Below are 12,373 nucleotides of genomic sequence, written 5' to 3' on the forward strand. Positions count from 1 at the left end.
GCCCGCGTCCGGCAGGCGTGGAGGGCGGGCCGTGGTGGTCGCCCGGATGGGAGCGGCGCGGGGCTGGGTGGTCTCGGTCCGGATGGGAGTGGGGCGGGGCCAGTGGTGGTCTCGGTCCGGATGGGAGTGGGGCGGGGCTGTGATGGTCCGCCCCCGGAAGGCGTCGGGGGCGGGCCGTGGTGGGGCCCCGGACGGGAGCCGGGCCGGCCGTGGTGGTCGCCCGGATGGGAGCGGGGCGGACCGTGGTGGTCTCGGTCCGGATGGGAGTGGGGCGGGGCTGTGTGGTCCCGTTCCGGAAGCAGTGGGCGGGGTCGCGGCGATCCCGTCCTGGACGGCGAACGGGAAGGGTCACGGCGGCCCGGACCGGAGGGAGGGCCCGCAGTGCCCGCATTCTCGCTCGAACCGCAAGCGACCGCCTGGTGTGCCGAGCTGCGCACCATGGCCACCGAACGGCTGCGCCCGCTCGCCGACAAGGGCGAGCCGGGACACGTCAACCGGCCGCTCCTCGCCGAGCTCGGCCGACTGGGCCTCCTGGCACGGCTGTTCAGCTCCGGTGCGCTGGACCTGTGCCTGATGCGGGAGTCCCTCGCCCAGGCCTGCACCGAGGCCGAGACCGCGCTCGCCCTGCAGGGCCTGGGCGCCCACCCGGTGCACGCCCACGGCAGCCCCGCCCAGCGCGAGCACTGGCTGCCCCGGGTCGCCGACGGCGGCGCGGTCGCCGCCTTCGCGCTGAGCGAGCCGGGGGCCGGTTCGGACGCTGCCGCGCTGTCCCTCGCGGCCGAGCCCGACGGCGCCGACGGCTGGCGGCTCACCGGCGCCAAGTGCTGGATCTCCAACGCCCCCGAGGCCGACTTCTACACCGTCTTCGCCCGCACCACTCCCGGCGCCGGAGCCCGTGGCGTGACCGCCTTCCTCGTTCCCGCCGACCGGCCGGGGCTCACCGGCACCGCCCTGGACATGCTCTCGCCGCACGCCATCGGCGCCCTGGACTTCGACGCCGTACCGGTCACCGCCGACGACGTCCTCGGCGAGGAGGACCGCGGCTTCGCCGTCGCCATGGGCACCCTCAACCTCTTCCGCCCCAGCGTCGGCGCCTTCGCGGTCGGCATGGCCCAGGCCGCGCTCGACGCCACCCTCGCCCACACCCGCCGCCGCGAGGCCTTCGGCGGCCGGCTGATGGACCTGCAGACCGTCTCCGACCAGGTCGCCGAGATGGCCCTGCGCACCGAGGCGGCCCGGCTGATGGTGTACGCGGCGGCGGCGGCGTACGACGAGGGTGCCGCGGACGTGCCGGGGCGCGCCGCGATGGCCAAGCTGCTCGCCACCGAGACCGCGCAGTACGTCGTCGACACCGCCGTCCAGCTGCACGGCGCCCGCGCCCTGCGCCGCGGCCACCTCCTCGAACACCTCTACCGCGAGGTGCGCGCCCCGCGCATCTACGAGGGCGCGAGCGAGGTCCAACGGGGCATCATCGCCAAGGAGTTGTACGCCAGGACCGAGGAGGCCTCCCGATGACGGCCGAGCGTGTCAACCCGCCCGAGCTGTCCCCACCCACGGGGTTCTCGCACGCCGTCGTCGCGTCCGGCTCGCGCGTGGTGTTCCTCGCGGGCCAGACCGCCCTGGACGCCGACGGCAAGGTCACCGGCGACACGCTCCCCGAGCAGTTCGAGTGTGCCCTCGGCAACCTCCTCGCGGCCCTGCGCGCGGCCGGCGGGACCCCCGCCGACCTCGCCCGGGTCACCGTCTACGCGACGGACGTCGCCGCGTACCGCGCCCACGCCGGCCGACTCGGCCGCATCTGGCGGGACCTGGCGGGCCGGGACTACCCGGCGATGGCCGTCGTACAGGTCGTACGGCTGTGGGACGAGCAGGCGATGGTGGAGCTGGACGGGTTCGCCGTGCTGCCGTAGGGAGCCGGGTCAGGCCGCTGCGGCGAGCTGTTCCGCCGGGAGCCGGCACGGCGGGACCACACTGCCGTCCGGGTGCAGTTCGCCGCTGTCGTCGAACACGATCGAGCCGTCGCACAGCAAGGTCCAGCCCTGCTCGGGGTGTGCGGCCACCGGGTGTCGCAGGGCGGGGCCGGACGCGGGGCACGAGGATTGTTCGGAGCACATGGCGCACCTCCACATCGGGATGTGAGGGGCCGGCGGGTGCGGCCGCCGCCCGTCATGCCTAGACCATGCTCCCGCCGTGAACGCGCCGGAACCGCGCGCCGTGAAGCGTGACAACACCTGGACAACTCCCGGACGGTTCCATGACGCGCCACCGTTGGAGTGACGGTCACGGCCGACGGCCCGGCCGACCGGTACGAGTGGAACCTCCCATTCCGTGGATCCGGAGGTCCCCGTGCCCGTACGCCTCGCCCTCGCCGCCGCCCTCGGCGCAGCCGCCCTGCTGTGCGTCGCCGTCACCCCGGCCGCCGCCGACTCGTCCGAGACCAGGACCGAGACCGTGACCGTCGATCCGAACGGCCACATCGCCAAGGACGGCACCATCACCCTCACCGGCACCTACCGCTGCACCGATGCCACCGGCCTCGCCCTCGTCAGCTCCTCGATCAGCCAGGGTGACCGCTCCACCGTGTTCGGGATCGGCGGCACCGCCGCCCGGTGCGACGGCGCCGAGCACCACTGGGAGAACTCCGGCAAGATCTCGCCGAAGACCCTGAAGGCCGGCAAGGCCCATGTGCAGGCGACGGTCACGGAACTGCGCGACGGCGGCCCGGTGCTGTTGCTGCCGGCCTTCCACGCCGTCCAGGAGCAGGACGTCACGCTCACCAAGAAGTGACGGACGTCCCGCCGCGCCGAGCGGCCCGGCACCCCCTCCCGTGCCGGGCCGCCCGGCGTACGGCGGCTCCCGTCGGGAGTGACCCGCCCGCCCGGACATCTCCGGCTCCGCCGGGGCCGAACCGTGGTCACCCCTGCGCCGGCCCCGGCACCGGACGGCGCAACGCGGCCACGAACTTGTACCGCGAACCCCGGTACACCGAGCGCACCCACTCCACCGGGGTGCCCTCCGCGTCGCGGGAGTGCCGGGACAGCAGCAGCATCGGCAGCCCCACGTCGGTGGCGAGCAGTTGCGCCTCGCGCGGGGTGGACAGCGAGGTCTCGATGGTCTCGTCGGCCTCCGCGAGATGGACGCCGTACACCTCGGCGAGCGCCGTGTACAGCGAGGGGTAGGTCGTCAGCGAGCGGCGCAGGCCGGGGAAGCGCCGCGCGGACAGATGGGTCGTCTCGATCGCCATCGGGTCGCCGCTGGCCAGCCGCAGCCGCTCGATGCGCAGCACGCGCTCGCCGATGCCGATGCCGAGCAGCTCCGACAGCCGCTGGTCGGCCGGGACCTCGCCGATGTCCAGCACCTGCGAGGCGGGCGTCAGGCCCTGGGCGCGCATGTCCTCGGTGTGCGAGGTCAGCTGCAGCGTGCGGTACAGCTTGGGCTGGGAGACGAAGGTGCCCTTGCCCTGGATCCGGTCCAGGCGGCCCTCGCCGACGAGTTCGGTGAGCGCCTGCCGGATGGTGGTCCGGGAGGTGTCGAACCGGACGGCGAGCAGCCGCTCGGCCGGCATCGCCGAGCCGGGCTGCAACTCCTCGGCCATGGCGAGCAACCGCTGCTTGATCCGGTAGTACTTCGGCACGCGCGCGGTGCGGCCGGACGCCCCTCCGTACGGCTGGGCGCTGCTGACGTCGGTGGTCATGCCTGCCTTCCCGGCTGTGTCGACGGTCTCCCGTTATAGCGACCAACTGCCCTATGGTCTAGTCCAACTCGCGTGCTCAGGTCCGGTCCAACCGGATGGCCGGGCGAAACGGGCGGATGCGGACGGACGCACTCCGGTGACGTTCTCGTAACGGCCGGAATCGGCTTCGCGGACCACCCTTGACACCCCGAAAGGTCTAGGCCAAGCTCCACCGTACTGGTCTACACCATTAGTGGCCAGGTCCCGAGCCCTACGTGCAACAGCGTCGTACGCAGGTCACCGCCGAGGGCGTGGGGGGTTAGTGGCATCCCTGAGGAGGGTGGCGTGAAGCGCAAGCTCGCTGCCGCGATCGTGATCGCGGGCATGATGGTCTCCGTTGCGGCGTGTGGCGGAAACGACGGCAAGGACAGCTCCAAGGACGCGGGACCGAGCAGCTGGAAGGGCCAGACGCTGACCGTCTGGACCATGGACGGCTCCGCGCCGCCGCAGTGGAGCAAGGACGTCCAGGCCGCGTTCGAGAAGAAGACCGGCGCGAAGCTGAAGTTCGAGATCCAGAAGTGGGACGGGATCCAGCAGAAGATCACCACCGCCCTCTCCGAGGACAACCCGCCGGACGTCCTGGAGGTCGGCAACACCCAGACCCCGGCCTACGCGGCCACCGGCGGCCTCGCCGACCTCGCCGACCTCAAGAAGGGGATCGGCGCCGACTGGACGCCGTCCGTCTCCCAGTCCTCCGTGTACGACGGCAAGCAGTACGCCGCCCCCTGGTACTTCGCCAACCGCGTCGTCATCTACAACAAGGCGATCTGGGCGAAGGCCGGCATCAAGTCCACCCCGAAGACCCGCGACGAGTTCTTCAAGGACCTGGACACCATCGGCAAGAAGACGGACGCCGAGCCGCTCTACCTGCCGGGCCAGAACTGGTACTTCTTCGACGGCCTGACCATCGGCCAGGGCGCCGACCTGGTGAAGAAGCAGGGCACCACGTACGTCTCCAACCTGGCCGACCCGAAGGTCACCGCGGCCATGGAGATCTACAAGAAGTACGCCTCCTACTCCAAGGCCCCCAAGGACAAGGACGAGGCCACGCCGCAGCAGGCCACGATCTTCGCCAAGGGCAAGACCGGCGCGTTCATCGGCATGGGCTGGGAGGCCGGCACCGCCATCCAGGCCAACAAGGCCATCGAGAAGGACCTCGGCTACTTCACCATCCCGGGCGCGACGGCCGACAAGCCCGAGGGCGTCTTCCTCGGCGGTTCCAACCTCGCCGTCGCCCAGAACAGCAAGAAGCAGTCCCTGGCCAAGGAGTTCCTGAAGATCGCCCTGTCCGACCAGTACGAGGGCGAACTGGCCAAGCTCAACGGCGTCATCCCGAACAAGACGTCCCTGCAGAGCAACCTCCAGGGCAACGGTGCCGCCGAGGCCGCGGCCCCCGGCGCCGCGGTCGGCGGCACCACCCCGCTGATCCCGGAGTGGGCCGCGGTGGAGAACACCCCCAACCCGATCAAGTCCTACATGACCGCGGTGCTGACCGGTAAGTCCCCGGCGGACGCCGCCAAGCAGGTCGAGGGCGAGATCAACAAGCGCCTGGCCCAGCAGAACTGATGACCCGCGCCGGGGGCGCCGCGGCAGGCGCCCCCGGCTCAGTCGTTCGTACGGCCGGTTCGGCCACGGAAGAGATGGCAACTCATGTCAGTGCAGACCCAAGGCACGGACACGGCCGGGGAGCCCGCTGTCCGCAAGGCCCGGATACCGGGGCCGCCGCGGGGTGCGGACCGTGACTCCGGGTCCCCGTCCCGCCGCGGTGCCGCCGCCCCCTACCTGCTGCTGCTGCCCGCACTGCTGGCCACAGTGGTCCTGCTCGGCTGGCCCCTGGTCAAGAACGGCCTGCTGTCGTTCCAGAACCTCAACCCGCGGCAGCTCATCCAGCACCTCACCGAGTGGAACGGTGTCGACAACTACCGCCAGGTGCTGTCCGAGTCGGAGTTCTGGCACGTCGTCGAGCGCTCCGTCTTCTTCACCGCCGCCAACGTCGTCCTGATCATGGGGATCGGCACCCTGATGGGCCTGCTGCTGGTCCGGCTCGGCAAGCGGATGCGGCTGCTGCTCATGGTGGGCCTCGTCCTGGCCTGGGCGATGCCCCCCGTCGCCGCCACCACCGTCTACCAGTGGCTGTTCGCCCAGCGCTTCGGCGTCGTCAACTGGGCCCTGGACAAGCTCGGCTGGCACTCCATGGCCGACCACAACTGGCTGGGCAGCCAGTTCTCCACGTTCGCCGTGGTCATCCTGCTGATCGTGTGGCAGTCGATCCCGTTCGTGGCGATCAACCTGTACGCGGCCACCACCACGATCCCCAAGGAGTTGTACGAGGCGGCGTCCCTGGACGGCGCCGGCGCCTGGCAGAGCTTCACCTCGGTGACCCTGCCCTTCCTGCGGCCCTTCCTGTACGCCACGACCTTCCTCGAGGTCATCTGGGTCTTCAAGTCGTTCACCCAGCTCTTCGCGCTCAACCAGGGCGGCCCCGACCGCCTCACCGAGACCCTGCCGATCTACGCCTTCGTCGAGGGTGTCGGCAACCAGCACTTCGGAGTCGGCGCGGCGATCTCCTTCCTGACCATCCTGGCGTTGCTCGTCATGACCTCGTACTACCTGCGCATGGTGCTCAAGCAAGAGGAGGACGAGCTGTGAAGCGCTCGCTCTTCGGCCGTATCTGGCCCAACGCGACCGCCGTCGTCCTCTTCGTCGGCTTCGTGTTCCCCGTCTACTGGATGTTCGCGACGGCCTTCAAGCCGACCGGCGATATCATCTCCGAGAACCCGGTGTGGTTCCCGACGAACGTCACCCTCGGCCACTTCAAGAAGGCGATCGACGCCGACCACTTCTGGACCCTGGTCGCCAACTCCATCACCGTCACGGTCCTTTCGGTCGTCTTCGCGCTCGTCATCGCCCTGGTCGCGGCCTTCGCGCTCGCCCGCATGCGGTTCAAGGGCCGGCGCGGGCTCATCGTGACGTTCATGCTGGCGCAGATGGCCCCCTGGGAGGTCATGATCATCGCCATCTACATGATCGTCCGGGACAACGACATGCTGGACAGCCTGGTGCCGCTCACCGTCTTCTACACGATGATGGTGCTTCCGCTGACGATCCTGACGCTGCGCGGCTATGTGGCCGCCGTGCCGAAGGACCTGGAGGAGGCGGCCATGGTCGACGGCTGCACCCGCACACAGGCCTTCGTCCGGGTCATCTTCCCGCTGCTCGCGCCCGGCCTGATGGCGACCTCACTGTTCGGGTTCATCAGCGCCTGGAACGAGTTCCCGCTCGTCCTGATCCTCAACAAGGACGTCGAGAAGCAGACGCTGCCGCTGTGGCTGTCGCAGTTCCAGACCGCCTTCGGCGACGACTGGGGCGCCACCATGGCCGCCTCGTCGCTGTTCTCGCTGCCCATCCTGATCCTCTTCATCTTCCTGCAACGCAAGGCTGTCAGCGGCCTGACCGACGGCGCCGTGAAGGGATGACCCCGCCGATGACCACACTCGCCACCGGCACCGACACCCTCACCCGGGACGCCCTCGCGGTGCTGCAGCCGGGCTTCGACGGCACCACCGCGCCCGACTGGGTGCGCCGCCGCCTCGGTGAGGGCCTCGCCTCCGTCGCCCTGTTCGGCCGCAACGTCGTCACCGAGGACCAGGTCACCGCGCTCACCGCCGAGTTGCGCGCCGAACGGGACGATCTGCTGGTCGCCATCGACGAGGAGAGCGGCGACGTCACCCGCCTCGATGTGCGCACCGGCTCCTCCTTCCCCGGCAACCACGCCCTCGGCGCCGTCGACGACCCCGCCCTCACCCGGGCCGTCTCCCGCGAGCTGGGCCGGCGCCTGGCCGCCTGCGGCGTCAACTTCGACTGGGCGCCCTCGGCCGACGTCAACGCCAACCCCGACAACCCCGTCATCGGGGTGCGCTCCTTCGGCGCGAGCACCGACCTGGTCGCCCGGCACACCGCTGCCTGGGTCGAGGGCCTGCAGTCCACCGGCGTCGCCGCCTGCACCAAGCACTTCCCGGGCCACGGCGACACCAACGTCGACTCCCACCACGCCGTACCCCGCATCGACGTCGACGCCGACACCCTGTACGAGCGCGAACTGCCGCCGTTCCGCGCGGCCATCGCCGCCGGCACCCGGGCCGTCATGAGCGCCCACATCCTCGTACCGGCCCTGGACCCCGACCGCCCCGGCACCCTCTCCCGTCGCATCCTCACCGAGCTGCTGCGCGGCGAACTCGGCTACCAGGGCCTGATCGTCACCGACGGCATGGAGATGCGCGCGATCTCCGGCACCTACGGCCTGGAGCACGGCGTGGTGCTCGCGATCGCGGCCGGCGCCGACGCCATCTGCGTCGGCGGCGGACTGTGCGACGAGGGCACCGTGCTGGGGCTCAGGGACGCGCTCGTGGCCGCCGTACGCTCCGGCGAACTGCCCGAGGAACGGCTCGCGGACGCCGCCGCCCGGGTGCGGGACCTGGCCCGATGGACGGCCCGGTCCCGCAGCGGCGCGGCGAACACCGAGCCGAACCCGCAGATCGGCCTGGTCGCGGCCCGCCGCGCGCTGACCGTGACCCGCGCCGGCGCCGCCGCACCGGTCACCGCACCGGCGTACGTCGCCCAGTTCGAGCCGGCCCGCAACATCGCCGTCGGCGACCAGACCCCGTGGGGCGTGGCCGCCGAGCTGCAGCGGCTGCTGCCCGGCACCGCCTCCGGCTCCTTCACCGGTGCGCGCGCCGGAGAGGCCGCCCTCGCCGCGGCCGACGGCCGCCGGATCATCGCCGTGATCCGCGACGAACACCGGCACGACTGGATGGCATCCGCCCTCGACACCCTGCTCGCCGCCCGCCCCGACACCGTCGTCGTGGAGATGGGCCTGCCGCAGGCCGCCCCGCGCGGCGCCGTGCACATCGCCACGTACGGCGCCGCCCGGGTCTGTGGTGTGGCGGCGGCCGAGGCGGTCGTCGCGGGCTGACCCACGGGCCTGTCGGCCGCCCGCTCCTCGTGCGGGCGGCCCACTCGGTCTTGCTCTTTTCCCGGATCCCAACCGCACCTTGTGTTCCAGAGGAATCGCATGCAAACGCCCCACCCCCACCCCCACCTCCATCGAGCCGCCTCCGCCCGCCCCTACTTCAGCGCCGACGGCGAGACCTACCTCGCCCCGACCCCGCTGCGTCACCTCGAGAAGTCCCAGCCCCTCAGGGTGCTCTCCGAAGAGGACTTCGCCTTCTGGCAGACCTACGGCTACGTCGTCGTCCGCGAGGCCATCACCCCCGGCGAGGCCAAACAACTTGTCGACCTCGCCTGGGAGTTCACCGGGCTCGACCCCGACGACCCCGAAACCTGGTACAGGGAACCGGAGTTCCGCTCCGAACTCGACCAGCACCTGTTCATCTACGGCTTCGTCGAGGCGTATCACCATCAGCTGATCTGGGACAGCCGCCAGACTCAAAGGGTCTACGACGCCTTCGTGGACGTATGGGACTGCGAAGAGCTGTGGGTCACCCTGGACCGGCTCAACCTCAACCCGCCCAACAGGCGCACCCGTTCCCGCTCCCTCATCGAGCCCACCGACGAGGGCTTCGACATCGAGCTGCACTGGGACGTCGACACCACCCTCGCCGTCCTCCCGCAGCGCGTCCAGGGCATCGTCGCCCTCGGCGACACCCGGCCCGAACTCGGCGGCTTCCAGTGCGCCCCCGAGCTGTTCCGCCGCTTCGAGGAGTGGCGCGTGGCCCAGCCGCCCGGCCGCGACCCGGTCCGGCCCGGTACCGACCGCGCCGAGTTCCCGGTGATCCGCCCCGACCTCCAGGCCGGCGACCTGCTCGTCTTCAACGGGTTATTGGCGCACGGTGTCGCACCGAACCTCTCTGACAACGGTGTCCGAGCCGTCCAGTACCTGTCGATGATGCCCGCCCTGGAGGAACACACCGCCCTGCGCGACTCCCGCGTGGAGTCCTGGCGCACCCTCGCGACTCCCGACTGGAACGCCACCCTCCTGGGCGACGCCCGCATGCCGGAGGCCGACCGCTACGGGCCCGCCACGCTCAACCCGCTCGGCAGAAAACTGCTCGGACTGGACTCCTGGGCCGCTACCGCCGCGGAAGAGGCACAGTGAACCGGATCTGCCTCTGCCTGCCCACCAACCGGGCCTGCTCCGCCACCCTCACCGCGATCAACGACGAGGCCGCCCACGCCGCCCAGCGCTTCGGCGCCGACGTCCAGTTGCTGATCCTCGACTCCTCCGACGACCGCACCCGCGCGGAGCACGCCCGGATCGTCGCCGGACTCCACCCGGTACCCGGCGTCACCGTCCACCACGTGGACGAGTCCGGGCAGCGGGCCTTCCTGCGCCGGACCATCGAGCGGGCCGCCCTGCCCGAGCCCGACCGCGTGCTGGATCTCATGCTCCCGCCGACCGTCTCCTACGGCGCCTGCACCAACCGCGCCTTCCTGCTGGCCGCCGCCCTCGGCTGCCGTTCACTGCACCGCAGGGACTCCGACAGTACCTACCAACTCCACGCCGGGAACCCGGTGTTCCCCGTCCACCACGAGCTGCCCTGGCTGGGCGGTCCCGCCGCCGAGGCCACGGCCGGCGGCCTGCGCACCGACCTCGATCCGGCGTTGCTGGGCCGTCCGGTGTCGCTCGCCGGAGCCTCCTTCATCGGCGAACTCTCCGTCGACATCGGGGAGATACGGCGAATGGACGAGGGCGTGTACCACGACGTCGTCAGCCTCTGGGCGCCCGGCGACTGGCCCGAGGAACGCAAACGGCAGCTGGTCGAGGAGTCCTTCACCGGCGCGGGCACGGCCCCCTTCACCGGCGACCGGGCGACCCTCACCGTGGTCGACCCCATGCGCGTCGACATGTGCAACATCGCCTTCGACCGCGCGATCTACGAACGCATCCCGCTCCCACCCGCCACGGACACCATCGGCAGCGACTACTTCCTCCTCCACCTGGTCCATGACGCCGGCCTGCCCGGCATCCTGCACAACCGCCACATCGAGAACTTCCACACCCCCGAACGCCGCACCGACACCGGTTTCCCCGCCTACCAGCGGCGGTTCGTGAAGTTCCTGCTGTCGATGCTCTACTTCCACGACGTCTACGACCGCATGGCGGCAGAGGGTGCCGGTCTGCTGGACGACCGCCATCGGGTACGGCCCGACCGGATCGTGGAGTTCCTGCGGGGGAGCACGGGCCTGGACCGGGGGGAGAACGTCTGGCGCCTGGACCGGGTGGACACGGCGTACCGCAAGCTGGGCGGTCGTTACGCGACGTTCGCCGAGCAACTGGCCGTAGAGCGCGGCCAGTTATTGGACAAGGCCAAGTCGGACGTCGAGGACTACGCGTACCTGACCGAGGTGTGGCCGGCACTCATGGAAGCGGCCCGCACATGAGCGCCCCAAAGGGGCGCGGGGAACTGCGCGATCAACCACGACGAACCCGCACCGGACCACTCAGCGAACCCCTTGCCCCCCAACTCGCCGCATCCGAAACCGACCGCATCATCTACGACCTCACCGGCATAGAGCACCAATTCGATGCACTGCTCGACGAGTTGCCCGGAATCAGCATCCGCTTCGCCCTCAAGGCCTGCCCCGTGGGCGAAGTCCTCCGCTGCCTGGCTGCCCGTGGCGCCGGCTTCGACGCCGCCGGCCCCACCGAGATCACCCAAGCCCTCCACGCCGGCGCCCCCGCCGACCGAATCCACTACGGCAACACCATCAAGTCCGACCACGACATCGCCGAGGCCCACCGCCTGGGTGTCCGTACCTTCGCAACCGACAGCGTCGAGGACGTCACCGCCGTCGCCACGCACGCGCCCCGCGCCCGCGTGTTCTGCCGCCTGACCACCGGAGGTGACGGCGCCCTGTGGGGCCTGAACCGCAAGTTCGGCTGCGCTCCGGACGACGCCGTGCGCGTGCTGGTGACGGCCCGCGAGGCCGGGCTCACCCCGGCCGGCCTGTCGGTGCACGTCGGCTCCCAGCAGATGACCGGCGAGGCCTGGCAGCAGGCCATCGACACGCTCGCCGGGACCCTGACCGCGCTGGCCGGGCGGGGGGTCGTACCCGACCACGTCAACCTCGGCGGCGGCCTGCCCGCGCTCGGCTACCGGGACCGCCACGGCAACCCCCTCGACCCGCCCCTGGACAAGATCTTCACCGTGCTCCGCGAGGGCATGGACCGGCTGCGCGACCTGACCTCCGCCCCGCTCGACTTCGTCATGGAGCCCGGCCGGCACCTGGTCGCCGACCACGGCGCCGTGCGCGCCCATGTCTCCCGGCTGACCCGCCGCAGGCAGCCGGACGGCACCGACGCGCACTGGCTCTACCTGAGCTGCGGCAAGTTCAACGGCCTCTACGAGATGGACCAGTTGACGCACCGGATGGTCTTCCCGGGCCACCCCGAGACCGAGGAACACGTCTCCGCGATCGTCGCCGGTCCGACCTGCGACAGCGACGACGCCTACGGCGCGGGCCGGTACCCGGTGCGCGTGCCGGCGTCCGTCACCTCCGGCGACCCGGTCTGGATCCTCTCCGCCGGCGCCTACGCCACCAGCTACATGACGCAGGGCTTCAACGGCATCCGCCCGCTGCCCTGCGTCTGCGTACGCGGCCAGGAAGGACACCACTGAC

General features: G+C 71.1%; 12 protein-coding genes. 10 read left to right on the plus strand and 2 right to left on the minus strand.

All coding sequences use genetic code 11. The features are described 5' to 3' along the window. Nucleotides 1–381: 381 nt before the first annotated feature. A complete protein-coding gene (locus SRB17_RS32330) occupies nt 382–1,515 on the plus strand; it encodes an acyl-CoA dehydrogenase (RefSeq protein ID WP_323376551.1) in 1,134 nt (377 codons plus the stop codon). Then, a complete protein-coding gene (locus SRB17_RS32335; RefSeq protein ID WP_153543720.1) occupies nt 1,512–1,910 on the plus strand; it encodes a RidA family protein in 399 nt (132 codons plus the stop codon). Before SRB17_RS32330 ends, SRB17_RS32335 begins: the two co-directional genes overlap by 4 nt. A gap of 9 nt (nt 1,911–1,919) precedes the next feature. On the opposite strand, the gene SRB17_RS32340 is transcribed toward SRB17_RS32335, so the two are convergent. Continuing rightward, nucleotides 1,920–2,114, minus strand: a complete 195-nt coding sequence (locus SRB17_RS32340; protein ID WP_153543721.1) for a DUF5999 family protein — start codon at nt 2,112–2,114, stop codon at nt 1,920–1,922. Nucleotides 2,115–2,346: 232 nt separating this feature from the next. Between SRB17_RS32340 and SRB17_RS32345 the strand changes: the two genes are divergently transcribed. Further along, on the plus strand, nt 2,347–2,787 hold the full coding sequence (locus tag SRB17_RS32345) for a DUF6299 family protein (protein ID WP_323376632.1): 441 nt from the start codon (nt 2,347–2,349) through the stop codon (nt 2,785–2,787). Nucleotides 2,788–2,914: 127 nt separating this feature from the next. Here the strand turns inward: SRB17_RS32345 and SRB17_RS32350 are convergent, their stop codons facing one another. Beyond that, entirely contained in the window at nt 2,915–3,694 is a 780-nt protein-coding gene (locus tag SRB17_RS32350; RefSeq protein WP_153543722.1) for a GntR family transcriptional regulator, read from the minus strand. A 324-nt stretch (nt 3,695–4,018) separates the two neighbouring features. On the opposite strand from SRB17_RS32350, the gene SRB17_RS32355 reads away from it, so the two are divergent. The 7 genes from SRB17_RS32355 (at nt 4,019) to SRB17_RS32385 (ending at nt 12,372) form a co-directional block, all read left to right on the plus strand. Next, a complete protein-coding gene (locus SRB17_RS32355) occupies nt 4,019–5,299 on the plus strand; it encodes an extracellular solute-binding protein (RefSeq protein ID WP_323376552.1) in 1,281 nt (426 codons plus the stop codon). Nucleotides 5,300–5,383: 84 nt separating this feature from the next. Further along, nucleotides 5,384–6,382 carry a carbohydrate ABC transporter permease gene (locus SRB17_RS32360; RefSeq protein WP_153543723.1) on the plus strand — a complete coding sequence of 333 codons (999 nt, stop codon included), beginning with the start codon at nt 5,384–5,386 and terminating at the stop codon, nt 6,380–6,382. Further along, the gene (locus tag SRB17_RS32365; protein WP_323376553.1) at nt 6,379–7,209 is read left to right on the plus strand and encodes a carbohydrate ABC transporter permease; all 831 of its coding nucleotides are present in this window, start codon (nt 6,379–6,381) and stop codon (nt 7,207–7,209) included. Before SRB17_RS32360 ends, SRB17_RS32365 begins: the two co-directional genes overlap by 4 nt. An 8-nt stretch (nt 7,210–7,217) precedes the next feature. After that, on the plus strand, nt 7,218–8,705 hold the full coding sequence (locus SRB17_RS32370; RefSeq protein ID WP_153543724.1) for a glycoside hydrolase family 3 protein: 1,488 nt from the start codon (nt 7,218–7,220) through the stop codon (nt 8,703–8,705). A gap of 99 nt (nt 8,706–8,804) precedes the next feature. Beyond that, the gene (locus SRB17_RS32375) at nt 8,805–9,848 is read left to right on the plus strand and encodes a phytanoyl-CoA dioxygenase family protein (protein WP_153543725.1); all 1,044 of its coding nucleotides are present in this window, start codon (nt 8,805–8,807) and stop codon (nt 9,846–9,848) included. After that, on the plus strand, nt 9,845–11,134 hold the full coding sequence (locus SRB17_RS32380; RefSeq protein WP_323376554.1) for a DUF6271 family protein: 1,290 nt from the start codon (nt 9,845–9,847) through the stop codon (nt 11,132–11,134). Before SRB17_RS32375 ends, SRB17_RS32380 begins: the two co-directional genes overlap by 4 nt. After that, nucleotides 11,131–12,372, plus strand: a complete 1,242-nt coding sequence (locus SRB17_RS32385) for a type III PLP-dependent enzyme (protein WP_153543727.1) — start codon at nt 11,131–11,133, stop codon at nt 12,370–12,372. The genes SRB17_RS32380 and SRB17_RS32385 overlap by 4 nt, the downstream gene beginning before the upstream one ends. Nucleotide 12,373: the final 1 nt, after the last annotated feature.

The organism is Streptomyces sp. RB17, assembly GCF_009604455.1.
GTDB lineage: Bacteria > Actinomycetota > Actinomycetes > Streptomycetales > Streptomycetaceae > Streptomyces.

Bases quoted from the DNA above. Each gene is read 5' to 3' on its own strand.
- SRB17_RS32375 (WP_153543725.1), top strand. From the start codon at position 8,805: ATGCAAACGCCCCACCCCCACCCCCACCTCCATCGAGCCGCCTCCGCC.
- SRB17_RS32340 (WP_153543721.1), bottom strand. From the start codon at position 2,114: ATGTGCTCCGAACAATCCTCGTGCCCCGCGTCCGGCCCCGCCCTGCGA.
- SRB17_RS32350 (WP_153543722.1), bottom strand. From the start codon at position 3,694: ATGACCACCGACGTCAGCAGCGCCCAGCCGTACGGAGGGGCGTCCGGC.
- SRB17_RS32385 (WP_153543727.1), top strand. From the start codon at position 11,131: ATGAGCGCCCCAAAGGGGCGCGGGGAACTGCGCGATCAACCACGACGA.
- SRB17_RS32370 (WP_153543724.1), top strand. From the start codon at position 7,218: ATGACCACACTCGCCACCGGCACCGACACCCTCACCCGGGACGCCCTC.
- SRB17_RS32360 (WP_153543723.1), top strand. From the start codon at position 5,384: ATGTCAGTGCAGACCCAAGGCACGGACACGGCCGGGGAGCCCGCTGTC.
- SRB17_RS32335 (WP_153543720.1), top strand. From the start codon at position 1,512: ATGACGGCCGAGCGTGTCAACCCGCCCGAGCTGTCCCCACCCACGGGG.